The organism is Nocardia sp. NPDC004718, from assembly GCF_053601535.1.
The window spans coordinates 1-23,918 of sequence record NZ_JBSGCA010000007.1 but is presented as its reverse complement, the minus strand read 5'-3'; the positions used below and the strand labels follow the sequence as shown (position 1 = coordinate 23,918).

The 23,918-nt window shown below is 69.1% G+C and carries 18 protein-coding genes; 10 read left to right on the top strand and 8 right to left on the bottom strand.

Translation table 11 applies throughout. The features are described 5' to 3' along the window. Positions 1–211 precede the first annotated feature (211 nt). Entirely contained in the window at positions 212–2,044 is a 1,833-nt protein-coding gene (locus ACWEH3_RS07470) for a phosphoenolpyruvate carboxykinase (GTP) (protein ID WP_450017874.1), read from the top strand. A gap of 139 nt (positions 2,045–2,183) precedes the next feature. On the opposite strand, the gene ACWEH3_RS07465 is transcribed toward ACWEH3_RS07470, so the two are convergent. Together ACWEH3_RS07465 and ACWEH3_RS07460 are read right to left on the bottom strand one after the other, a co-directional pair. Continuing rightward, positions 2,184–2,948, bottom strand: a complete 765-nt coding sequence (locus ACWEH3_RS07465) for a hypothetical protein (protein ID WP_450017872.1) — start codon at positions 2,946–2,948, stop codon at positions 2,184–2,186. Between the two features lie 39 nt (positions 2,949–2,987). Next, entirely contained in the window at positions 2,988–3,740 is a 753-nt protein-coding gene (locus tag ACWEH3_RS07460) for a phosphohydrolase (protein ID WP_450017870.1), read from the bottom strand. A gap of 112 nt (positions 3,741–3,852) precedes the next feature. Here ACWEH3_RS07460 and ACWEH3_RS07455 point away from each other — a divergent pair, with 112 nt between their 5' ends. Together ACWEH3_RS07455 and ACWEH3_RS07450 are read left to right on the top strand one after the other, a co-directional pair. Beyond that, the gene (locus ACWEH3_RS07455) at positions 3,853–4,800 is read left to right on the top strand and encodes a GlxA family transcriptional regulator (RefSeq protein WP_450017868.1); all 948 of its coding nucleotides are present in this window, start codon (positions 3,853–3,855) and stop codon (positions 4,798–4,800) included. 344 nt (positions 4,801–5,144) lie between these two features. Next, positions 5,145–5,348, top strand: coding sequence for a hypothetical protein (locus tag ACWEH3_RS07450; protein WP_450017866.1), 204 nt, complete (start codon positions 5,145–5,147; stop codon positions 5,346–5,348). Here the strand turns inward: ACWEH3_RS07450 and ACWEH3_RS07445 are convergent, their stop codons facing one another. Further along, on the bottom strand, positions 5,349–6,794 hold the full coding sequence (locus ACWEH3_RS07445; RefSeq protein ID WP_450017864.1) for an aldehyde dehydrogenase: 1,446 nt from the start codon (positions 6,792–6,794) through the stop codon (positions 5,349–5,351). Between the two features lie 209 nt (positions 6,795–7,003). On the opposite strand from ACWEH3_RS07445, the gene ACWEH3_RS07440 reads away from it, so the two are divergent. Beyond that, positions 7,004–7,315 (top strand): hypothetical protein, encoded by a 312-nt coding sequence (locus tag ACWEH3_RS07440; RefSeq protein ID WP_355071348.1) that lies wholly within the window; start codon positions 7,004–7,006, stop codon positions 7,313–7,315. Here ACWEH3_RS07440 and ACWEH3_RS07435 read toward each other — a convergent pair. Next, a complete protein-coding gene (locus ACWEH3_RS07435) occupies positions 7,312–8,097 on the bottom strand; it encodes a class I SAM-dependent methyltransferase (protein WP_450017861.1) in 786 nt (261 codons plus the stop codon). The genes ACWEH3_RS07440 and ACWEH3_RS07435 overlap by 4 nt on opposite strands. Before the next feature lie 115 nt (positions 8,098–8,212). On the opposite strand from ACWEH3_RS07435, the gene ACWEH3_RS07430 reads away from it, so the two are divergent. The 4 genes from ACWEH3_RS07430 to ACWEH3_RS07415 all read left to right on the top strand — a co-directional run bounded on the left by ACWEH3_RS07430 (position 8,213) and on the right by ACWEH3_RS07415 (position 12,813). After that, positions 8,213–9,385, top strand: a complete 1,173-nt coding sequence (locus ACWEH3_RS07430; RefSeq protein WP_450017859.1) for a glycosyltransferase family 4 protein — start codon at positions 8,213–8,215, stop codon at positions 9,383–9,385. A gap of 381 nt (positions 9,386–9,766) precedes the next feature. Continuing rightward, positions 9,767–11,113, top strand: a complete 1,347-nt coding sequence (locus ACWEH3_RS07425; protein ID WP_450017857.1) for an extracellular solute-binding protein — start codon at positions 9,767–9,769, stop codon at positions 11,111–11,113. After that, positions 11,110–11,994 (top strand): carbohydrate ABC transporter permease, encoded by an 885-nt coding sequence (locus ACWEH3_RS07420; protein ID WP_450017855.1) that lies wholly within the window; start codon positions 11,110–11,112, stop codon positions 11,992–11,994. Before ACWEH3_RS07425 ends, ACWEH3_RS07420 begins: the two co-directional genes overlap by 4 nt. A 3-nt stretch (positions 11,995–11,997) precedes the next feature. After that, entirely contained in the window at positions 11,998–12,813 is an 816-nt protein-coding gene (locus tag ACWEH3_RS07415; RefSeq protein ID WP_450017853.1) for a carbohydrate ABC transporter permease, read from the top strand. Between the two features lie 46 nt (positions 12,814–12,859). Here the strand turns inward: ACWEH3_RS07415 and ACWEH3_RS07410 are convergent, their stop codons facing one another. After that, entirely contained in the window at positions 12,860–15,133 is a 2,274-nt protein-coding gene (locus ACWEH3_RS07410) for a hypothetical protein (RefSeq protein WP_450017851.1), read from the bottom strand. Positions 15,134–15,436: 303 nt separating this feature from the next. Here ACWEH3_RS07410 and ACWEH3_RS07405 point away from each other — a divergent pair, with 303 nt between their 5' ends. Then, positions 15,437–16,672 (top strand): polysaccharide biosynthesis protein, encoded by a 1,236-nt coding sequence (locus tag ACWEH3_RS07405; protein WP_450017849.1) that lies wholly within the window; start codon positions 15,437–15,439, stop codon positions 16,670–16,672. Positions 16,673–16,735: 63 nt separating this feature from the next. On the opposite strand, the gene ACWEH3_RS07400 is transcribed toward ACWEH3_RS07405, so the two are convergent. After that, the gene (locus ACWEH3_RS07400) at positions 16,736–17,896 is read right to left on the bottom strand and encodes a DUF3068 domain-containing protein (RefSeq protein WP_450017847.1); all 1,161 of its coding nucleotides are present in this window, start codon (positions 17,894–17,896) and stop codon (positions 16,736–16,738) included. A gap of 204 nt (positions 17,897–18,100) precedes the next feature. On the opposite strand from ACWEH3_RS07400, the gene ACWEH3_RS07395 reads away from it, so the two are divergent. After that, positions 18,101–19,285 carry an acyltransferase family protein gene (locus ACWEH3_RS07395; RefSeq protein WP_450017845.1) on the top strand — a complete coding sequence of 395 codons (1,185 nt, stop codon included), beginning with the start codon at positions 18,101–18,103 and terminating at the stop codon, positions 19,283–19,285. Between the two features lie 19 nt (positions 19,286–19,304). Here the strand turns inward: ACWEH3_RS07395 and ACWEH3_RS07390 are convergent, their stop codons facing one another. Together ACWEH3_RS07390 and ACWEH3_RS07385 are read right to left on the bottom strand one after the other, a co-directional pair. After that, complete coding sequence (locus tag ACWEH3_RS07390) at positions 19,305–19,724, bottom strand: DinB family protein (protein WP_450017877.1); 420 nt, start codon at positions 19,722–19,724, stop codon at positions 19,305–19,307. Between the two features lie 198 nt (positions 19,725–19,922). After that, the coding region (locus tag ACWEH3_RS07385; protein ID WP_452358288.1) for an alpha-(1->3)-arabinofuranosyltransferase domain-containing protein at positions 19,923–23,918 on the bottom strand (3,996 nt) is incomplete at its 5' end.

The window sequence follows — 23,918 nt, the reverse complement described above, 5'->3', positions numbered from 1 at the left end:
GATACCGTACCGGCCGTCACATCGCGTTAACCTCTATTCAGGAACTTGGGCGTCCGCTAAGTCCTGATCTGCCGCCCTCCTGGGGTGCGCGTTCGACCGGTCGGAACGGGCGCCTTCCCGCCAACGGTGGCGCTCGGTGCATTCGCGCTGGTCATGGGCCTAGGGCCAGGCGGCGGAGCATCGAACAGCCGCCCATCTCAGGAGAGTTTTCATGACGTCAGCGACCATTCCTGGTCTTCGTGGATCCGACGGCAAGGCGCCGACCGAGCACAGCGAACTACTCGCCTGGGTACAAGAAGTCGCCGAACTCACCCAGCCGGATCGAGTGGTGTGGGCAGACGGCTCCGACGAGGAATGGGAGCGGCTCACCGAGCAGCTCGTCGCGGCGGGGACGTTCAAGCGGCTGGACGAGAAGAAGAAGCCGAACTCCTTCCTCGCCCTCTCCGATCCTTCCGACGTGGCCCGGGTGGAGTCGCGCACCTACATCTGTTCGAAGACCGAGGCCGACGCGGGCCCGACCAACAACTGGGTCGACCCGGCCGAGATGCGCGCCACGATGACCGAGCTGTACCGCGGGTCGATGAAGGGCCGCACCATGTACGTGGTGCCGTTCTGCATGGGTCCGCTGGGCGCCGAGGACCCGAAGCTGGGCGTCGAGATCACCGACTCCGAGTACGTCGTCGTGTCGATGCGCGTGATGACCCGCATGGGGGCCGCCGCCCTGGAGAAGCTGGGCGCCGACCGCCCGTTCGTGAAGGCGCTGCACTCCGTGGGCGCGCCGCTGGCCGACGGTCAGGCCGACGTGCCGTGGCCGTGCAACGACACCAAGTACATCACCCACTTCCCCGAGGACCGGGAGATCTGGAGCTACGGCTCCGGCTACGGCGGCAACGCGCTGCTCGGCAAGAAGTGCTACTCGCTGCGGATCGCCTCGGCGATGGCCCACGACGAGGGCTGGCTGGCCGAGCACATGCTGATCCTGAAGCTGATCTCGCCGGAGAACAAGGCCTACTACATCGCCGCCGCGTTCCCCAGCGCCTGCGGCAAGACCAACCTCGCGATGATCCAGCCGACCGTGCCGGGCTGGCGCGCGGAGACCCTGGGCGACGACATCGCCTGGATGCGCTTCGGCAAGGACGGCCGTCTCTACGCGGTGAACCCCGAGTTCGGCTTCTTCGGCGTCGCGCCGGGCACCAACCGCAGCTCCAACCCGAACGCCATGGCCACCATGGAGGCGGGCAACACCGTCTACACCAACGTCGCGCTGACCGACGACAACGACGTCTGGTGGGAGGGCCTGGAAGGCGAGCCCGATCACCTGATCGACTGGAAGGGCAACGACTGGTACCGGCGGGAGACCGAGACGCTGGCCGCGCACCCGAACTCGCGCTACTGCACGCCGATGGCGCAGTGCCCGATCCTGGCGCCGGAGTGGGACGACCCGCAGGGCGTGCCGATCTCGGCGATCCTGTTCGGCGGCCGTCGCAAGACCACCGTTCCGCTGGTCACCGAGTCCTTCGACTGGCAGCACGGCGTGTTCATGGGCGCCACGCTGTCCTCCGAGCAGACCGCGGCCGCCGAGGGCAAGGTCGGCACCGTGCGCCGCGACCCGATGGCCATGCTGCCGTTCATGGGCTACCACGTCGGCGACTACCTGGGCCACTGGATCAACGTCGGCAAGAACGCCGACGCGGCCAAGCTGCCCAAGATCTTCTACGTGAACTGGTTCCGCCGTGGCGACGACGGCCGCTTCCTGTGGCCGGGCTTCGGTGAGAACTCCCGCGTGCTGGAGTGGATCATCGGCCGCATCGAGGGTTCCGCCCACGCCGAGGCGACCGCGATCGGCAACGTGCCGACCGCCGCGCAGCTCGACCTGGAAGGGCTGGACGTCGATCCCAAGGACGTGGACGAAGCGCTCGTCGTGAACGCCGACGAGTGGCGCAAGGAGATCCCGCTGATCGAAGAGTGGTTCGAGTTCGTCGGTGACAAGCTGCCTTCCGGCGTGCGTGACGAGTTCGAGGCGCTCAAGCAGCGTCTGGGCTGACACTCCACCCAAAGTAGCATTCGCCCGCACCATCCGGCAGATGGTGCGGGCGATTTGTTTTGCGCGACAGACGTTTCCGTACCGGCTTGCCGTCTCCGGCCTGCATGCCGCGGATCATGGCCGCCGACCACGGGGGCGGTTACAGGATCCCGACGGCTTCGAGTTGATCCAGGATTTCCGACACTCGTGTGTGAATAGACCTCATGCCGGCGACGAGCGGCACATCGTCATCTGTGTCCGGAACATTGACGACGACGGTTGCCTCGAGCCGGTTGTCGTATGTGAGCTGAGACTGTGTGAACCCGGGGCGAAGCCTCAAACGGAAATGTTTGAAAACGGCTCCCGGTACGAGTTCGTGGACTGCCAGTCCTGGAATATCCACGACTTCGTAGTCATCCGATGGTGCGAAAATCAGCTCGGTCCTGAAGGAGTTGGTGACGAGCACCCGGCGGTGTGCGTCGCGGTCGACGAGTTCGCGGAGAAGTCCGAGTGGGTGATGCGTCGGCTGCGGATCGTTATATGGCTGATGGCGGAGAATTATGGCTGTGGTCGTGGCGTCGAATATCTCCGGAACGCATATCTCCTCACCCCTGCTGTCCGTGCTGCTCAGCAAGATCGGGAAATGCTCCGCGTGCGGGTAGACGGCGTGGTCGAGCGCGGCCCTCGAGTTGGTGAGCGCGTCACCGGTGATCAGTCCCCACTCGTCGGGCACCTCGGATACGCTCACCGCGGCTACCTGGCAATCGATCTCGTTCTCGTATTCCAGGCTCGGGGAAAGGTCGACCCGGACTTCGACCTGGTTCGCGTTCTGGTATTCCGAGATCATGCGTTCGAGGTCATTGATGTGGTGTACCGCGCGAGCAAGCTTGTGCCGTGCGCTTGCGATGCCGGTGACACCGTTCATAACGTCGAGCATACCGATCGGTCTGACGGGGCGGCTTGGTTATTCGGCGAACGGGGACATTCGGATCATGGCCAGGAAACCCGCCTTGTTGAGCCAATGAATCCGGCCTTTCGGCATCGCCTTCGCTTCCGCTCGGAATGCGGCGACGACATGCCGTCCGAACTCCAATCGCGGGTGCCGCCGCAGCAGTTCGGCGACCCACTCGCGGTCCAGTTCCGCCAGTCGCGTCCCGAGTACGTCCACCGAGGCTCCCGCGGAGACGAAGCCGCCGGGGTCGCCGAGATTGTCGGCGACCCCGGGCGTGATGTGGGCGGCGATGGCCGCGCCGATCGCTTCGGCCCGTTCCGGCGGCGCGCCCGCGCCCAGTGCGACGGCGGCCGCCCGTTCGCCGCCGACCACGGCGAAACACCGTCCGGGCGTGGGATGTTCGAGTTGCAGGTCGTGCAGTAGACAGGAGACGTAGACGAGTTCGTCGTCATAGGCGGCGCCGTCGAGATCCGCCAGGACCCGTCCGAAGTAGTAGGTCCGCAGCGAATGGTTCAGCACGTGCGGCGACAGCGACTCCCGCGCCTCGGTCTCCGCCGCGACGGCGAGCTGGGAGTCGGGTAACCGCAGACCGGCGAACTCCAGCCTCCCGCGCCCCCGCCTGCCCAGTGCCAGCCGGAGCCGGTTGGGCGCCATGGCGGGCAGCGTGCGGGCGGTCGCGACGGCCAACGCGCGGCGTTGCTCTTTCGACAGAGCGCCCCCGGTGCGGGTGGCCCATGCCCAGTCGAGGCCCGTCGGTGCGGCCACGATTCCTCCTTCTGGTCGGAACTCGGTGTGCACTGAAGTCAAGCGTGTGTCCGGATCCGCGGCGAGTGGCGGAAATGACAGTATTGCTCGGATTCGTGCCAAACTTGGGGACGTGAAGCAAGTCGTGGCGCTCGCGCTGGACGGAGTGATGGCCTTCGATCTGGCCTGTGCCGTTCAGGCGTTCCGCCACGGGCCGAGTAAGACCGGCGAACCGTACGGGTTCGAGATGCGGACCTGTGGGGTGCGTCCGGGGCCGGTGTGGACACCCAACGGCTTCGAATTGCGCGTGGAGCACGGGCTGGAGGCGTTGGCGGAAGCCGATGTCGTCGTCGTGCCCGGTATCGGTATCCCGACGCTGCCCACCCCACGGGAGGCGCTCGCCGCATTGCGCGGCGCGGCCGCGCGGGGCGCGACCATGGTGAGCATCTGCGTCGGCGCGTTCATCCTGGCCGAGGCCGGGCTGCTGGACGGACGACGCGTGACAACGCACTGGGCCTACTGCGACGAGTTCGCCGAGCTGTATCCGGCGGTGCGTTTGGACCCGACGGCCCTCTACGTCGATGACGGTGACGTGCTGACGTCGGCCGGGCTGTCGGCGGGTCTCGATCTGTGCCTGCACATCGTCCGCCGCGAGCTGGGCGCGCACGCGGCGGCGGAACTGGCCAGGTGGAACGTGACCGCGCCGCACCGGGAAGGCGGTCAGGCGCAATACATTCCGGACGCGCCCGCCGCGCGTACCGATGGCGGTCTCGCCGCGACGCTGGCTTGGGCGGTGGCGGAACCGGCTGCGGCGGTGGATGTTTCGGCCCTGGCGGCGCACGCGCTGATGAGCGAGCGCACCTTCATCCGCCGTTTCAAGGCGCAAGTCGGCACCACGCCGCGGCGGTGGCTGGATGCCCAGCGCACCGCGCGGGCGCGCGAACTTCTGGAAACCACGCGTTTGCCAGTGGAAGTCGTCGCGGTGAAGGCCGGGTTCGGCAGCGTCACCGCGCTCCGGGCGCACCTGCGTGCGGCGACGGGCGCGACACCGGCCGCGTATCGCCGGTCGCTGGGCCGGTGAACGCACCGGGGTGAAGTGCCTGGTGCGGCGAATGGCATTGCGGGGGTGACGATTCCGTTGTGCCGACCCCGGCGCTCGGGAGTCGGGCGGTCGGATTGGTGTCCCGCATCACACTCGAGCTCGTGAAATTCCCACGGACCGATCGGTTTAGCCGGATGGGAAAAGGGGTAATGATCTTGTCGAGAGATTTCGTGTATTCGTAACCTATGCTTGGCGTGTTCTTCCTTCCGCATCACCCAGTCGGATTACTGGCGGTTAACTGATCGACTGAACGACTTCCCTACCGATATCGGACCCGCGATGCCGCGGCGCACGGCGAGATCGACGCGAGAGGTGGATGGAGCATGGCCGATCCGGAGATGACGACGTCGGTTGCCCCGATGGTGGCCGAATTCGAGTTCGAGACCGTGAGTACGCCGCTGCGCCGGGCCGCGGGACGGCTGCGCGCGGTGCTGCCGCCCGGGTGGCGCGTCGAGATCGTCGACGCACCACCCCGGCGTTACGGCAACCGTGCTCCGCTGCTGCGGGTGGTCATGCCACCGGAGTGATCAGCCGGTCCAGCCGAGCGGCATGAGCAGCGACTTCTGCTCGCAGAACGAATCGAGACCCTCCGGGCCGTTCTCGCGGCCGAGTCCGGAGGCTTTGTAACCGCCGAACGGCGAACTCGGATCGAACGCGTACCAATTGATCGCGTAGGTGCCGGTGCGCACCCGCGCCGCGATCTCGGCGCCGTGTTCGATATCGGTCGTCCACACCGAGCCCGCGAGACCGTAGACCGAGTCGTTGGCGATGGCCACGGCCTCGTCCTCGGTCTCGTACGGGATGACCGACAGCACCGGCCCGAAGATCTCCTCTTGGGCGATGGTCGACTTGTTGTCCACGTCGGCGAAGATCGTCGGCTCGACGAACCAGCCCCGGTCCAGCCCCTCCGGGCGACCGCCGCCGAGCACGAGTCGCGCTCCCTCGGCCTTGCCCTTGGCGATGTAGCCCTCGACCCGGTCGCGCTGGCGTTCGGAGATCAGCGGACCCAGCTGCACGCTCGGGTCGTTCGGGTCGCCCACCTTCATCGTCTTCACGTGTTCGACCAGCGCGTCGAGAATCTCGTCGTACCGGCTGCGCGGGGCGAGGATGCGGGTCTGCGCGACACAGCCCTGCCCGCTGTTCATCAGGCCGGAGAACGCGAGCACCGGGATATTGGCCGCGACGTCCATGTCGGGCAGCAGGATCGCCGCCGACTTGCCGCCGAGTTCGAGCGAGACGCTCTTGAGCTGACCGGTGGCGATGGCGCCGATCTTGCGGCCGACCGCGGTGCTTCCGGTGAAGGTCACCTTGTCCACGCCGGGGTGTGAGACGAGGTACTCGGCCGCGTCGGGCTCGGCGGGCAGCACCGAGAGCACACCCTCGGGCAGGCCCGCCTCGGTGAAGATGTCGGCGACCAGGTTCGCCGTGAGCGGAGTCAGCGGGGCGGGCTTGAGCACGATGGTGCAACCGGCCAGCAGGGCGGGCGCGAGCTTGTTGACCGCGAGGAACAGAGGGACGTTCCACGCGGTCACCGCCGCGACGACGCCGCGCGGCTCGCGGGTGACCCGCGTGGTGCCGAATCCACCCACCCGGGTCTCCGACCACGGGAAAGACTCCGCCAGGGCCGCGTAGGCGTCCAGTGCGGCGACTGCGGGCAGCTGGTTCAGCGTCATCGCGATCATTTGCGGCGCGCCGACCTCGGCGGTCAGCGCGGCGAGCAGATCGGCGGAACGCTGTTCGATCAGCCGGGCGGCGCGGGTGAGTACCTCGGCTCGCTCCTTCGGGGACGTGGTCGGCCACGGTCCGTGATCGAAGGCGTGCCTGGCCGCGGCGACCGCGGCGTCGACATCGGCCCGGCTCACCGCGGGGACGCTGCCCACCGGCTCGACCGTGGCCGGCGAGATGACCTGGATGCGCTCGGCGGTGGCTGGCGCGGTCCAGCGGCCGCCGATGAACAAGCTGTCGTAGTGCATGAGAACACGTTACAGTTTTGCCCCCGCATTGTCTGTAACCTGTTCCAGTTTTGCGGCGCGGCGGCGGCCTGGCCGGTGTGAATTCCGACCTCTCGGTTCGCTTTTCGCAGAACGCACTATTGCGTTCTGTTGCTGGAGGGGGGATGCTGTATCGACATATCAGCTCGCTCCATTACCGAATCGTTACCGCAAACTGGGGAGTCCGAGTCATGGCGGTGCAAGTGATCGGCCGGTCGCTGATGACCAGTGATCAAACCGAGCATCAGGCTAAGAGTGTCGGCAGCGGCGGGTGGGTGGTCTCCTTCCTACCTGGGCGCACCCTGACGATCGAGCAGGCGACGGCGGCTATGCAGGCCGCGGAGGCGGTCGCCGCCGTAGGGATGCTGGCCGACCTGGTCGGGCTCACTACGCTCGAGACTGTCGGGTTGGCGATGCGCGAATCGCCGTGGAGCGAGCCCGTGCACGCTCCCTGCGGGAAGCGGCACTGGCGCCGCGGATGGCTGGAGCCTTACTTCGGCTAACTTTTGGTTGCCACCACGACCAGATTGCTAACAAGTAACTCACGCACCATTGGCACCCGGATCAACCACCACGCCCAGCGGGGGTGGTAGCGCGGGAAGACCGTGTGCACCTCCGCCGGAGTACGTGCCGCCCAGCGCAATCCGTCAGCGGCCCGCACCGCGAACAGCGACGTGCCGAACCTGTTCTTGGGATCGCGCCCGTGCTTGCGCCGATACCGCCGGGCGGCGTACTCGCCACCGAGGTAGTGCCACGGCCCCGTCTCGTGGCCGCCGAACGGGCCGTGCCACACCGTGTAGGAGAGCACCATCAGCCCGCCCGGCCTGGTCACCCGCACCATCTCGTCGGCCATCACCCACGGCTTCGCGACATGCTCGGCGACGTTCGACGAGAAACAGATGTCGACCGCGTCGTCGCGGAACGGCAGCGCCATCCCGGACCCGCGGACCGCGCCCGCCACGGAAAGGCCCGCGGCGTGCATCTCCGTCGGGTCGGGCTCCACCGGAATGTAGCGAGCCCCCGTACGGGCGAACTCATCCGCGAAGTAGCCCGGACCGCCGCCGACGTCGAGTATCGTCGCCCCGTCCAGCGACCGGCCGGTGAGATCGGCGTAGAAGTCCGCGATCAGCGCCGCGCTGTCGGCGGCCAGACCCCCGTAGAACAGGGCCGGGTCGGTCTGCTCGAACCGGAAACTGCCGAGCAGTCGCAGCGACCGGCGCAAGGTCGCCCGGCGGGCGAACCGAGGCGAACTCCTGCGTGTCGGCGTCTTCGCGGCTTTGAGCACGGCGCCGAGTCTCGCACAACCCCGATGCCGGCCTGCTCGGGCGGGTGCTCGGGATAGGGTGTAGCGCGACATCCGACATTCCCACCGGGACCTACTGACCGAGAGAAGCTCCACCGTGCGCGAAGTCCTCCTGCTCTGCTGGCGCGACACCGGGCACCCACAGGGCGGCGGCAGCGAGCGGTACCTCGAGCAGGTCGGCGCGCAACTCGCGGCGCGCGGGGTTCGAGTCACCCTCCGTACCGCCCGCTATTCGGGGGCGCCGCGGCGCGAACACGTCGACGGCATCACCATCAGCAGGGCGGGCGGACGCTACACGGTGTACCCGCGAGCGCTGGCCGCGCTCCTGCTCGGCAGGATCGGTCTCGGTCCGTTGCGCGGCGTGCGGCCGGACGCGGTGATCGACACCCAGAACGGCATACCGTTCTTCGCCACCGCCGTCACCGCGGCCCCGTCGGTGGTGCTGGTGCACCACGGTCACCGGGAGCAGTGGCCGGTCGCGGGCCGCCTGGTCGGCCGCGTCGGCTGGTGGATCGAGTCGTGGCTGTCGCCCCGCGTGCACCGCCGCAATCAATATCTGACCGTTTCACTGCCGTCGGCGGAAGAGCTGGCCACCCTCGGTGTGGATCGCTCCCGAATCGCGGTGGTTCGCAACGGGGCCGAACCTGTTCCAGTGGACGCACCCACCGGCGCCGCGGAAACCCGCACTCCCACACCAACTGTCGTGGTGCTGTCCCGTCTGGTGCCGCATAAGCAGATCGAGGACGCGCTCGCGGCCGTGGCCCGGCTGCGCGACCGCATCCCGGGTCTGCGCCTCGACGTGATCGGCGGCGGATGGTGGGCGGACAACTTGCGGGACAACGCCCGCGAACTCGGTATCGCCGACGCCGTCACCTTCCATGGGCACGTGGATGAGCGCCGCAAACACGAACTCCTCGCGCGCGCCTGGGTGCACGTGCTGCCTTCCCGGAAGGAGGGGTGGGGGCTCGCGGTGATCGAGGCGGCCCAGCACGGTGTTCCGACGGTCGGCTACCGCAGCTCGCGCGGGCTCACCGATTCCATCGTGGACGGCGCCACCGGAATCCTGGTCGACGACGTCGCCCAGTTGGCCGACGCCGTCGGCGACCTGCTGGACGATCCCGGCGCACGCACGGTCATGGGGGAGAAAGCCCGCGCGCGCGCACGCGAATTCTCGTGGGAGCAAACCGGAAACGGAGTCTACGAAGTACTGGCGGCGGCCGCCCGCGGCGAGCACACGAGCGGGTTGATCGCGCCGCGGACAGTGGACTGAACGACGCCTCTACGGCCTCGCACATCGTTCCGCACGCCCTCAGCCGTTCGCAAAGCACTATTACACAGCAGTATTCGCGTCGCACCTGGTCGGGCTCGTCGTGTCCAACGGGTGACGCTGTCTACTGTGCTGATCCCGAGGTGGTCCGCCCGGCGTGAGGTATTCGCCGCCTCCGCCTCGTTCGTGCGGGGATGTACGGCTAGAGGGGCGCGTTCGTACGACGAGGTCCGGTGGTCGGCCTGCCTGCCCGCTCCGGCGCTCATGAATTCGACGTTGCGGCACCGAAGTTGCCGACGGGACATTTCATACCGTTGTTCAACGGGACGATATATGGTGGTTCGTTGACTGCGTCTTCGATGGCGACGCCGTGACAGGAGGCCGATGCGGTTCAAAGTGGCTACCACGATGCTCATCGTCGTGGCGCTGGTGTTCGCTGTAGCGGGTTGCGGTAGCGACGGGTCCCGTGCGAACACGATCAGGGTGGTGTACCGGAGCTATAGCGACTTCACCGCGATGGGTCCGTTGGTGACGGCGGTCAAGACGGAGTTCGAGGCCGCGAACCCGGGCATGACCGTGCAACTCGTCCCGGTGACTGCGCTGGACAACGACTATCAGCACAAGCTCCAGTTGATGCAGCGGTCTGCGGCGACGGCGCCGGACGTGTTCTTCGAGGACAGCTACTACGTCAACTCGGACGCCGCCGCGGGCTATTTGCTTCCGCTGGACGACTATCTGGGTTCCTGGCCGGATTGGCACAGCCAGTTCATCGAATCCACGAAGCAGGCCGGCAAGTCCGTCGACGGGAAGACCTACGGCGTCCCGTTGGGTACGGACAGTCGTGGTTTGTGGTTCAACCGGAACATTCTCGCCCGAGCCGGGTTGCCTGCTGACTGGCAGCCCGCGACGTGGGACGACGTACTGGGAGCAGCCAGGAAGATCAAGCAAGTCGAGCCCGACGTCGAACCGCTGTATCTCCCGGTGGGAAAGCCGATGGCGGAGGGCACCTCCATCACGCTGCAGATGCTGCTCCACGGTACCGAGACCGCGAACTTGTACAACGCCGCGACCAAAAGGTGGGTTGCCCCGAGCCGGGGGATGCAGGATGCGCTGAACTTCGTCGCCACGGCAATGCGGGAGGGCTTGATGCAGACGGCGGCGCAGGCCGAGGACACCCAATGGTCTCGTGTCGAGCGAACCCGCCTGATCGCTCAGGAGAAGATCGCCATTGTCATGGACGGCAGCTGGTATCCCTCGTTCTGGAAACCGGGTGGTGTGTCCCCCTGGCCGAACTGGTCACAGACGCTGGGTACGGCCGCGTTCCCCACCCAGCACGGTCAGGCACCAGGAAAGGTGAATCTGTCCGGTGGTTTGACCCTGGCGCTCGGCGCGCGCACCGCTCATGCGCAGGCCGCCTTCCAGTTCATGACCATCGCTGTCAACCAGAAGAACTCGGCGGCCATGGCGCTGGCATGTTCGTGGTTGCCCGTGCGTAAAGATGTTCAGGCGGATCCGCGGCTGTCGCAGGCCGACTCGAGCGAGCCCTTCTGGGCAGGTCTGCTTCCGCTTACCCGCTATCGCCCCACCTTGGCCGACTACCCGAAAGTATCGGACACGATGCAGACCGCGGGTGAGTCGGTCATCAACGGTGCCGACCCGAGTCGAGCCGCCCAGCAGTGGGCGGACGCTGTTGTTCGTCTCGTCGGGTCCGGTGAAACCGAGGCCGGATGATCTCGGTACCCATCACCGCCCGCGCGCGGATCGGCCGATGGCTTCCGTTGACGCCGGCGACGGTGCTACTCGGAATCTTCGTTGCGGGCCCGGTCCTGTGGTGTGTGTTCGCGGCTTTCACCGATACCGCGTTGACCGGGGCGGCGGCCCGGGATCCTGACTTCGTCGGTTTCCAGAACATCGAGCGGGTACTGACCGGTCCGGACATCGGCGCGTCGGTGTGGTCGACCGTGGTGTTCGTCGTCGCGTCGGCGGTGATCGGGCAGAACGGCCTGGGCCTGCTGTTGGCGGTACTGATCCAGCACCGGAGTCGATTCGTGCGTCAAACCGTAAGTGCGACTGTGATATCGGAGTGGGTGCTGCCAGAAGTTGTCGCGGCCTTGGCGATTCACGAAGTCCTCAACGACCACGGACCGATGAATCAGCTGTTCCGGTTCATGGGCACCGGTCCACAGGAGTGGCTCTACACGGCGCCGATGTCAGTGGTGATCGTGGCCAACGCCTGGCACGGGGCAGCCTTTTCCCTGTTGATCTACCAGGCTGCGCTCGATGAGGTGCCGGGCGAGTTGATCGAGGCGGCACAGATCGACGGTGCCGGACCGGTACGCCGATTCCGTTACGTGGTGCTGCCGCTGATCCGGAGGACCATCGCCGCCAACCTGGTGCTGGTGACTCTGCAAAACATCGGCATGTTCAGCCTCATCTTCGTGCTGACCGGTGGCGGACCGGGTAACAAGACCGAGACGCTGCCGTTGCTGATGTACGAGCAGGCGTTCAAGTACGGCCGGATCGGGTTGGGGGCCGCGATCGCCCTGGTGCTGCTACTACTCGGCGCGGTGTTCTCATCGGCCTACGTTCGTAGCCTGAGCAGGCAGGTGTGAGCGGTGCCGCGTGCCAGAATCACGGTCGACCTCATCCTTGCCGCGGTGGTGTTGCTGTTCGCCGCCCCGATGGTGTGGCTGCTGGTGACGGGCCTCGGCGTGGACGGCATAATCGGCGGCCCGGCTCCAGTGCGGTTCACCGGTGCCAACTTCGGTGCGGTGCTGACCTGGGACGTCGCCGGTCGGCCGCTGCTCAATGGCCTGCTGATCAGTGGGGGAGCAGCGATCATCACAGTGCTGGTGGCGTTGCCCGCCGCTTATTCGCTCTCGCGTTACCAACTTCGTTTCGGCCGGATTTTTCTCTACACGGTCTTGTTCGCCACGGGACTTCCGCTCAGCGCCGTGATGGTGCCGGTATACGGGTTGTTCGTACGCCTGCAACTGGTCGACTCGCTCGTCGGCACAACCCTTTTCCTGGCAGCCACCTCGCTGCCGATGGCCATCTGGATGACCAAGAACTTCATCGACGGCGTGCCGCTGAGCCTGGAAGAAGCCGCCCAGACCGACGGCGCCTCATCCCTGCAGCGGCTGCGGCACGTTGTTCTGCCGCTGACGTTGCCGGGCCTCACCGTCGTCGCGATCATCACCTTCATCAGCACCTGGGGCAACTTCTTCGTCCCGTTCATCCTGCTGCTGGACCCGGGCAAGCAACCGGCCTCGGTGGATATCTTCTCGTTCTTCGGCGAGCACGGCGCCATCGCCTACGGCCAACTGGCCGCATACTCGATCGTCTACACCACCCCCGTGATCGGCCTGTACCTCCTGGCATCGAAGACGCTCGGCGCGGGCTTCGCACTGACCGGCGCGATCAAGGGATAGCCGATGGCCAATGGTGCCTTCCGCGTTCGATCGAGCTTCCCGCCGGTCACTGTCGTCCGACTGCCGATGAGGAGTTGCACGGCGGCGTGGGTCGGTTCCGTGCTCGTCTATGGCGTCGCGTTCGCGCGCCGAGGACGATGACGGGCCCTGCGATGAGCGACGCGCCCCAGAGCACATGGGCTGCCGCCGCGACCCAGCGTTGCGCGGTAGTCGGTGCACCACGCTCGATGACACCCGGCACGCGATACAGCGCGAGGTCGGGGTCCTCGTAGACCCGCTCCACCTGGGCGAGGGTCGAGGCCGATGCGCCGAGCGGTCCAGGGGTGTTTCGTTCGACGAGGACCCAGCCCACTCCGAGGCGCGCCAAGTCTGCGGGCGGGCCACCGTGAAGCAGCAGGTTCTCCACTTCTCTGGCGCGGGCGCCTTCGCCGGAGACGGTACGCCCGCGTACTGGGAGTTCGCCTGTCTGCAAAACGTCGCTGGGCAGCATGCGCGGGGCCGGGTCGAGTACGGGGGCCGCGCCGCTGTAGTGGAACTTGCGAAACATGCCTCCCGGCAGCACCGCGACGTCGCCGGGACCGTCCATTCGCTCGGCGACCTGCTGCCAACCGGCGGGATAGTGCACCGGCCGCACAGCACCGCCGACGCCCCAGGCCAAGTCGTGGAGCGGCAAAACGATAAGCGCTACGAATACCGCTGTGACTGTTGCCGTGATGGCCGGAGACGCCGTCGCGGGCCGGTCCGGTGTCGCGTCCGAGTGCACGGGGAGAAGACGCCGGGCCGTCATCGCGCAGCCTGTCGCCGCGGACAGGGCGAAAGCGGGCATGGCAAGGGCCACGTATTTCTGGGTATCGCGCAGCAGACCCGCGCCGGGAACGTGGGCGACCAGCCACTCCAGTGCGTGCATGCCCCACGCGGTCGCACCGAGCGCGGGGAACAGGATCGCGATCACGGCGAGCAGCAGCAATGCCCGGCGGACGTGGCGGTTGTCGGGATCGGGGCCGCCGGTGGCGACCGAGCGCACGCCCAGCACGACTATCGCCAGCAGCACCAGCGTGCCGATCGCTGCCAGCGGTGTGGTGCGCGAGTCCGGTACCGCCTCGGCGTTCCAGATCCCGCCGAGACCGGCCAGGCTCCCGAGCGTGCCCAAACCGGGTTCGGCCCGCGCGGCGAAGGCCGCGATGCCCGCGGGATCGGATGGCTCCGCGCCCGCACCGGACAGCGCGGTCGCGGCCAGCCATGGCGCGGAGGCGGCCAGCCAGAGGACGAACGTCGCGGCGAGTTGACGTCGATGGACCAGGGCGAAAGCGGTCACGCCCGCCAGCAGTGCTCCGGTCGGGGTGAGTCCGGCGGCGGCGAGCGATACGGCCAGGGCCGCCCAGGTGGATGCCGTTCGGACGGTCGCGCGCGGCGCCGCCGCGACGCTGAGCCGATTCGACCCGCCTTCGCCCGCTGTGCCGGTTGGTACGGAGTTGCGCGGATGTTCGGCTGAATCGGTCGGAGCGGTGTCGTCGGAACAATGGGAGGAGCCGGGCGCGGCTGCCGCTACCCCGCTGGGGTGTCCGGGTGAGTGGCGCGTAGCCAGTGGTGGTTCGGCTCGGCCGGTCGACCCGGTGCGCTCACGGGCCTTGGTCGGTGCGACTCGGCTCGCACGATCCGACACGTGGTGTGTAGTCGCCGGCGCTTCCGCTGGGACAGCTGTTTCGGAACGCGGGCCGTTACCGGTGGTGTCAGCAGGCGCTTCGCTGGAGTGATCGATTGTGTCCGGGGTGCCCAGCGGTTCGGCATGCGGGGTGGACTCGGTGGTGTCGGCCGAGGCGGGTGTGTTCGACAGGATCCGTCGGCGTCGCTTCGCAGTGGCCGTACCTCGAAGGCGGTAAGCGGCCAGCGCTGTCCACGGCAACGCCGCATAGCCCGCGAGCAGGCTCCAGTGTCCTTGGAGCAGCCGCTCGGCCACGTACGGATTCCACAACGCGACCGTCGCGGCGACCAGTTGCGGGCCGAGCGACGCGCGCAGCAATTCACGCGCGAGCGTCGCCGCTCCGTACGCCGCGGCCCACAGTGCGACGAGCAGAATCGCCTTGACCACCAACCCGCCGTCCGCGAACGACGTCAGGGTCGCGAGCAGAGCGTCCTGCGGCACCGCCCGTGGCGCGGCGTCGCCGAGGCCGAGCGCCGCGTCGGTCGGATAGTTGCGCGGCGTGCTCACCGCGTCCCGCAACAACAGATACCCCGGCGCGAGCAACGGCCCGGCGACGAGCAGCGCACCGGCCGCGCTGTATGCCGCGACCACCGCTCGAGTCCGACTGCTCCCGCTCACGCCTGAGCACTGTACGTCCCGGCCACCACTGCCGCCGATCCAGCGGCGTCGGCGCACGGAATCCGGGGGGACCGTGGGGGGTGCTGTGTACCAGCGCCGTCGCAGCCGCCCGTACTCCGGTATCAGCTGGCGGGCGCACCGTCTGCTGGGGTGATGTGTTGCCGCGAGGATGACGAGGACCAGCGTGGGTGCTGTGTGGTCGCGAGCCTGTCGAGGCCGAAGACTGTCGGGACGGCGGCGAGCGCATTGCCTGTCCCATGGTCCGGCGGGGCGCGACAGGTGGCGGGCCGTGCGAGTGGGACTATGGGCGGCGTGTCTGCTGTCCGTCGGTTTCCTGTGGTGGCGGATCTGACGTGGGTGACGGCCGGTGCGATGACCGCGAACGTCGCCGGGTATCTGCTGCAACTGCTGGCCGGGCGGTGGCTGGGCGTCACCGGGTACAGCGAGTTCGCGAGTCTGCTCGCCGTCCAGCTGCTGTGCGCGGTGCCCGCGCTGGCGTTGCAGAACGTGGTGGCCAGGGAACTCGTTCGCGGCGCGGGAACGGCGGCGCTGCGCGGGCTGCAGTGGCGCTGCGCGGTGATCGTCGCCCTGGTGGCCGCGGTGCTGGTGCCGCTGGTCGCCGTCACGCTGCACGCCGGGGTGGCCGCCACCGCGGCGGCACTGGGTGCGGCGCCCGCGCTGGTGCTGTTGTCCGGCGAGCAGGGCGTGCTGCAAGGCAGCAAGCGGTTTCGAGCGCTGGGAGTCGTGCTCGGCGCCGCCGGGGTCGCCCGGGTCGCGCCCGCGCTGGTAATTCTCGCGCTGGGCGGCGGTGCGACGATCGCGCTGTGGGCCGCCGCATGCGGCATCGCGACGGCGGCAGTGCTGGCCAGGATCGTCGCCGGTGCGCCGTCCGAGCGCGCCCGAAACGAACCCGGCGAGGTCTCCGCGCCCGGGGTGCTGCCGGTCCTGCGGGCCGCCCAAGTGCAGGCGGCGATGATGGCTCTCTCGTCGGCGGACCTGATCGTGGTCCGGATCGTGCTCGACGACGTGGACGCCAGCCGTTACGCCCTTGGCACCATCGCCACGAAGATCGCCTTCTGGCTGCCGCAGGCGGTCGGTGTCGTGCTCTACCCGCGAATGGCGCAGCCGACGCACTCGGCGAGCGCGATCCGGGCGGCGCTGGCGGTGCTCAGCGGCATCGGTCTCGTCGCCGTGCTCGGGGCCGCGCTGGCCGCGCCGCTCGCCCCGCTGCTCGCGGGCGAGGACTACGCCCCGATCCAGGGCCTGCTGTGGTTGTTCGCGTTGCACGGCGCGCTGCTGGCCGTGCTGCAAGGCGCGGTGCTCTCCGCGATCGCCGTCGACCGCACTTCCCTCGCACTGGTCACCTGGCTGGGCCTCGTCGTCGAAGTCACCCTGATGCTGTCGCTGGCCCGCTCGATTCCGGCGCTGATCACCACGGCGGTATCGGTCGCGGCCACCACCACCGTCGTGGTGGCCGTCATGGTCCTGCGCGCGGCCGACCACAGGGCGCGCCCCGAACCGCTGCGCCCGGTCGGCTGACCGAAACGAATTCGGCTCCCCAGCCGGAGGGCGGGGGAGCCGAATTCAGGAACGCTCAGCCGGTCAGGGCTGCTTATCGATCCGAATCTGTTCGGTCGGCGCGTCGTCGGCACCGCGGTTGACGCGCGGGGCGGGGCTGGTCGGAGCCGAGCCGCCCGGACGCTGGAACGGGGCGCCGCCCGCCCGCGCGGGCGTCGGAGCCGAGCCGCCGCGAATGCCGAGAACCACACCGACGATCAGCGCGATCACACCGAGGACGCCCAGGATGATCGGCAGGATCCGGCCGTACAGCGACAGCTTGTCGATGTTCTCCTTGGCCACCGACAGCTGCGACTCGACCGTGTTCTCGTCGAACACCAGGTGCGACTTCAGCGCGGTCACCTCCGGCTTGTCCGCGGTGCGCGAGTAGTAGAGGTGCAGCGCCTCGCCGCCCTTGACGACCGTGCCGGTCTGCGGCTCCACCCACAGGTCACGGGTGTTGGTGTAGTAGCGGGTCATGGTCACCGGCGCATCGCCGCCCTCGACGCCCCACTTGGCGGCGGGCAGGCTCAGCCGGTTGGTCGGCGCCTGCACGACGTCCCAGAGGCTGGTGGCGGGCACCGACATCTGGAAGTGGTAGACCTTCGTGTTGTTGATCTCGGTCTCTTCGATGAAGTTCGCGTCGAAGGTCTTGCGGACATTCAGATCGAAGTACGGGTAGGTCTTCTTCTCGGTGCCGATCGGGAATCGGTACTGCAGACCGGTGTGCTGCACCGGCTCCGCGATGCTCTGGCCCTCCAGGTTCGCGGTCACCGCGATCGAGCCGTTCGGCACGGTGCTGACGGGCTCACCGGTCACCCGGTCGATGGTCACCCGGTCGACGGTCGCGGTGAGCAGGCCGGTGTCGCCCTGCTTGTCGATGCGCCGCAGCGTCTGGCCCGCCTGCACCGTCATCTGGTGGGCGTCGGCCGGGTCCTCGACGGTGAGGAAGCGCTGCGAGACCAGCGGGACGTTGGCGTCGACCTTCGCCGAGCCTTCCGGAGCGGTCAGCGACTTGGCGTCGAGTACCAGGCTGTCCTCACCCTGCTGGTTCGTCGCGATAGTGGTGATCTCCAAGTCGAGGGGAGTTTTCGCCAGTTTGTCGACGGTGTAGGTCGGGATCATGATTGCGGCGACGATCAGCAACGCGCCGAGACCCACGAGCAGGCAGGCCACCGTCCTTCTGGTACCGGCACTCAGTGCCATGCAAACTCTCCTCGTCGTAGAACACAGGTCGCTCCGGCGAGTACTGCGGGCACGCCGCGGCACTCGTGAGCCCCGACACTAACAGTCCGATGTCGTACTATGCGGCGTCGAGGCCGGAAACGGCCGAGAAATCGCCCGAGTCTAGCGCGAAATCTGAAACGTCGGGTTATCAACTGTGGACCTGCCGAGGCAGACTGGAGCCCGATGACCGCAACCCTGCCCAGCACCGCCCCCGCGACCGAACGGGTGCGCCCCCGCGCGTTCGTGCCCGCCTTGGAAGGCATGCGCGGTATGGCCGCCCTCGGTGTGCTGCTGACCCATGTCGCCTTCCAGACCGGCGCAGCGGGCACGCCGGTCATCGGACGGGTGTGGGGCCGGTTCGATATGGCGGTGGCGGTGTTCTTCGCACTGTCCGGTTTCCTGCTCTGGCGTCCGCACGCGGCGGCGGCGCGGGGACTCGACAGCGCCCCGCCCGCGGGCTACTACCTGCGGCATCGCGCCGCCCGCATCCTGCCCGCGTACTGGGTGGTAGTGTGCGCGGTCCTGGTGCTGCTGCCCAGCGCCGCCGGAACCGCCGGCCTTCGGGTCTGGGTGTCGAACCTGGCGCTGTTGCAGGTATTCGTGCCGCTGACGCTCACCGACGGCCTCACGCAGATGTGGAGCCTTTCGGTGGAGGTGGCCTTCTATCTGGTGCTGCCGTTGCTGGCGTTCGCGCTGGTGCGCCTGCGCGGACCGGCGGCGCGGTGGCGGGTGCCGGTGCTGATCGCCGTCGCCCTCGTCAGTCTCGGCTGGAATTTCATTCCGGTCCCGACACCCGACGCGATCCACGCGGACAACTGGCTGCCCGGATATCTGCCCTGGTTCGCCGCGGGCATGCTCCTCGCGGAGCTCGCCGAACATAGCGTTCGGCTATCACGCTGGTGGAAAGTCGGCGGGAATCAGCCCCTGATGTGGGCCCTCGCGGCGGTGGCCTTCCTGCTCGCGGCTACCGATCTGGCCGGTCCGGCGGGTCTGACCCGAGCCGAACCATGGCAGTACGCGGTGAAGATGGGGCTGGGCGCGATCATCGGTTTCGCGCTGCTCGCGCCGCTGGTGCTGCGGGACCTGGAGGCACGCGGGCACCGCTGGCTGGAGTCGCCGGTGGCCGCGACGCTCGGACGCTGGTCCTACGGCATCTTCATCTGGCACCTCGCGGTGCTGTCGATCGTGTTCCCGGTGTTCGGCATCCTGCCCTTCCAGGGCGACTTCGGTTACGTCCTGGTTCTCACGCTCGCCATCACCCTTCCGGTCGCCGCGGCCAGCTATGCGCTGGTGGAAGAGCCGGTGCGGCGCTGGGCCCGCCGCCGGGACCGGGTGCGGCGGAACTCCGAACCCGAGCCCGCGCCCTGATCGGCGGCCCCGCGCGAGGTCAGCCGTCGAGTTGCCGGTGGATGTCCATCAGGTGGTGGCGCAACTCGTGCAGGGTGTGCACCGCCAGCCAGCGCAGGGAGCGATCCGCGGGTTCGGGGTAGAGGAAGACGAGGGTGCGTTCCCAGTCGTCGTCGCCGAGCCGCTCCAGCACGTTGGCGAACAGCAGGGCGGCGTCGCGGATCTGGCGGGCCACGTCGGCGGGGTTCTGCTGGGCGTAGCCGTCGTGCTCGACTCGTTCGTCCCGGCCCATCGCGGTGCTGGGCGGGTTGTCCGAACGGCGAGCGGCCAGCACGCGTTCGCGCTGGGCCAGCAGCACATCCCGGACGTGGCAGGCGTACTCCAGCGGCGACCACACATCGGGCTTGCCGCGTTCGCGCAACTTGACGCTGTCGGCGCCGAGCAGGTCGGCGTATTCCACGGCGTGCTCCCGCGCCAGCGACGGCACGTCGGCCGCCGAAGCCAAGTCGTAGACGAAACCGCATTCGGCACAGGTGTTCACGCATGGTCACGTTAGCAACGGGTGCCATTGCGGCGCACGGCGAATGGGCGTCTTGTCCAGCGGCGCCGCCGCGCGTTCGCGCGGGCCGAGGTCGCCGGCTGGTGCGCGGGCCGGGGGTCAGTGCTCTCCGGTCGACGGGTCGGTTTCGTCCGGCCGGATCGCGCCGGGCCGATCGGCGTGTTCCGGCCGAGGCAGCGCCGCGATGCCCACCGCGATGATCGCGAGCACCGCGGGCAGCTGCACCAGCAGGGAGCCACCCATATAACGGTCGGGCGAACGCCACGGGCCGGTGGACAGCGCGGCAGCGGACAGCATGGTGCCCGCGCCCGCGACGACGACGAGCGCGCGCGGTGTGACGTACCGCGTGAAACGTGTCGCGGCCAAGGCGATCACCGTGGCGGCACCGCCCACCGGACCCGCGATCACGGTGGCCGCGCCGGTGAGCCCGATCGCGCCCATCCAGCGACGGCCCCAGGTGCCGGGCACTTCGGTGCTCGAATTCGCCTGACCGGTAGGCACATTCGCCGCGGAGGGCCGCGCGCGGCGGGGAACGGCCAGCACCGCGAGCGGCAGTAGCAGCAGCAATCCGCCGAAGATGGCGAGGCGATACCACCGGTCGACCGGGAAGGTGATCGTCACCGGGCCGGTGGCATCGGCCGGCAGCAGCCAGGCTTGCTGCCAGCCGTCGAGCACCACGGGTTCGAGCACGCGCCCGTCCGCGCTGGTCGCATGCCATCCGACATTGGTGCTCAGCGGCAGCACGAGCAGACGGTCGCCCGCGCTCGTCGGCGGTGCGGCGGCGGTTTCCGCCCCCGTTCGGTTCAGGCGCAGCCGATCCACGAAGAAAAGGTCGGTCGGACCGACCGCCACGTCGGCGCGGCCCTGCGGCAGCGCGAGTTCCGGTGTGTCCGCCTCGTCCGTGCACACCCGGGCGGGAACCGGCGCACCGGACCGCAATTCGCCGACGGTGGCGGTGACCGTGGTGCGCAGCGTCCGGCCGCCCGCGTCGATCGTCGGGCCGAGTGCGCACGGGACGGTGATCTCGCGGTCCAGCGCGGCGGCCTCCGGGTAGTCCGGTCCGAGGACCGTCACCTCGGCCAGTCCGGGCGGCTGGGTCTGGACGAAACCAAGCGCGGTCTTGTCCAGCACCGGCCGCCAGGTCCGCATGCTCAGCTCGATGCGGTCGGTCACCGTGGGATGCAGGGAGATCCGCGTCGGCGTGCCCCGGCCGTCGTCGTCCAGCTCGCGCACCTGCGGCCCGTCGCCGAGGTTCACCGTCACCGAGGTGGGCGCGGCGGGCAGACCGCCGAGCGAGGGAGTCAGTTCGAGACCGGTCACCAGCGTGGGCTCGGGCAACTCGAGGGTGAGCGTCGGCCTGCCCGCGGTCGGCTCGCGGACCGAGTCCTCCGGTGCGGTCCAGCTCGTGCGCGGATCGCCGTCGGTCGCGGCGAATGCGGCCCCGCGCAGGTCGCCGACGTCGGCCTTGCCCCGGGCCACCGGCCTGGCGTGGTCGGTGAGCAGCGCCTCCAGTGCCGGACCCTGCCGGGTGCGGACGGTCAGTTCCGGGGCGACCGACATCGGTTCCGGAACGGTCAGCGTGCGCTCGAACGCCCCCGGTTCCTCCGGGGCCAAGGCGAGACCTTTACTGCAACGCACCCGGTCGGGCGCATCGAAACAGGCACTGCGGCCGGGGAATTCCTGACCGAGATCCCATCCCCGCACCGGTGCGCCCGCGGGAGCCGAAGGCACCACGGTGCGATGCCTGATGTCGACGCGGACGGGCGCGTCGCGCGTCGAGTAGTCGTCCAGCGTGAGTTCGCTGATCCCGAACTGCCCGCCCGAGGAACCGTTCTCGGTGCGAATCGCGGTGATCTTCAGCCACTCGGTGCGGCCTGCGGGGAGCGAAACCGAGACCGGCGCACCGGGTTCGGGCACTCGCACCGAGACGGTGCCGTTCGCGGTGCGCACCTCGATCCATTTGACCGGGTCGCCGATGGCGGCCGAACTGGTGGTCAGGTTCAGTTGCCCGGCCTTGATCGGGTGATCGAGATCGAGCCGGAGCCATTGGCCGAGGGCGTGCTCGGTGCCGTTGCTGATCCACGCGGTGGACGGATCGCCGTCGACGACGGCCGCGGTGGAACTTCCCGGGGCCGCGCCGCCGAGCTGGGTGGCGTCGGCGGCCGAGCTGGACGCGGTGACGGTGGCGCCCGACCACTCGCCGCGCACCAATTCGGTACCGGGCACCGGATAGTCGGGGACCAGGTTGAAGGTGCGGCGCGCGTCGTCGGGTGCGCGCAACGCGGAGTTGTGGTTGTCCACCCGGCCGAAATCGGCTTCGCGGTCCATCGGCGTATCCGTGACCGTCACCGGGCCGAGCGGTAACCCGGCCTCGGTCGCGTCGGCGGCGAGCAAGGCGGGTGTCCGGGCGAGGCCGGGATCGCGGCGCATCCGCTCGAGCACTTCGGGGCCGCCCTGGATGACCGGGACGTCTCCGAGCGGGACGGTGTACGCGCCGGGGAACGCCTCCGGCGCGCCGGTGCCGCTACGCACTTCCGCGGGTGTCCCGTGGCCCGGCGCGTCCACCCGGTAGATCTCGATCGCCGGGTACGGCGGGCGCAGGTCACCGTCGGCCACCAGGTCGTCGGCGATCACCACCGATTCGATGGGGTTGCCGAACTCGGCCACCTTGTGCAGCCCGGGCGACCCGTCGAGCGCCTGATGGGCCAGCATCGGCCGGGTCGAGCGAGAGGTCTCCGGATCGAGGTCGTTGCGCAGGACGACGACGCCGATCCCTTGGGCGCTCAGCGTCGCGGCCAGTCCCGCCGATGGCCTGCCGTCGGCGATGAGCCGCTGCACCGAATCCATCGCGCGGATGGTGCCGGGCGGGTTCAGCGGCACAGCGTCGCGGATCGCCCACGGCGTTCGGGCCAGCGCTTGCAGTGGTTCGTCGCGCGTGAGTCCCCAGACCTGACTGCCGAAAGGCGCGCCGGGCACCACCAGGGCGCGCGTATCGGCGGCGTTGTGCTCGAGCCAGTCCGCGGTCTGCTGCCAGTAGGCGGGTACCCGGTCGTAGGCGCCGCGCGGGGCGAGTTTGCCGGTCCAGGCCAGCGAGGTGGACAGGGCCAGCGCGGTGAGGATCAGCGCCGCGATCGCGACCGCGCGGTCCCGCTCCGGGTGCGCGAAAGCGCTCCGCCAAGACTTCAGCGGTACCGAAGCGGGCAGCGGAACCCGGGCCAGCAGCTGCGCCAGCCCCAGCACGAGCGGGATGCGGATCAGCGGCTCCAGCTTGTGCACGTTGCGCAGCGGGGCGCCGCCGGAGTCCAGGAAGACGCGCACCGACTGCGCGAACGGTCCGCTCAGTTCACCGACGAACCCGGCGCTGATGCCGACCAGCCCGACACCCAGGATCAGGACGAGCCTGCCGCGATACGGCATGGACCGCAGGGCCAGCCCCGCCATGCCCGCCGCCGCGACCAGCCCGGTGGCCAGCACCGCCGCGGGCTGGGTGACCAGCACCGCGCCCGCGATGCGCTCCGGCGAGACGAACGGCGTCCAGCTGTCGGTGCCGCGCAGCACCTCGCCGAGCGAGGCCCACTGCGTGGTCACGCCCGAGGACTCGATGTAGTCCAGGAACGGCGGACTCACCTTGCCCAGCAGCAGCAACGGCACCGCCCACCAGAACGTGGCCAGCACCAGCAGCGGAATCCAGGCGGCGGTGAAACGCCACCACCGGCGGCTGGGCCGATAGGAGCCCGATCGAGCGCCGTCGGACGCAGTCCGCCCGCGGCCGATCGCCGGCGAGGCAGCCGCCCACCACAGCAGCGCAGGCAAAAAGGCGGCCACGGTCGCGACAGCGTTGACCGAGCCCATCAGGGCCAGCGCCAGCGCACTGCCCGCGGCGGACTCGGCCCCGCCCCGCCGCCGGGGGCGCCCCGCGGCGCCGCGGGCGGGGGGGGGGGGGCGCACCCCCCGCCCCCGCCTCAACGGCCGCGGCGGCGCCGAGAGGGACCCCGCGGGGGGGCGCACCCCCGGCCCCCCTGCGGTCCCCCGCCCGCGGACGCCGCCGGCCGGGCCCGCGCGGGGGGGCCCGGGGCGGGGCACGGGGGCAACCCG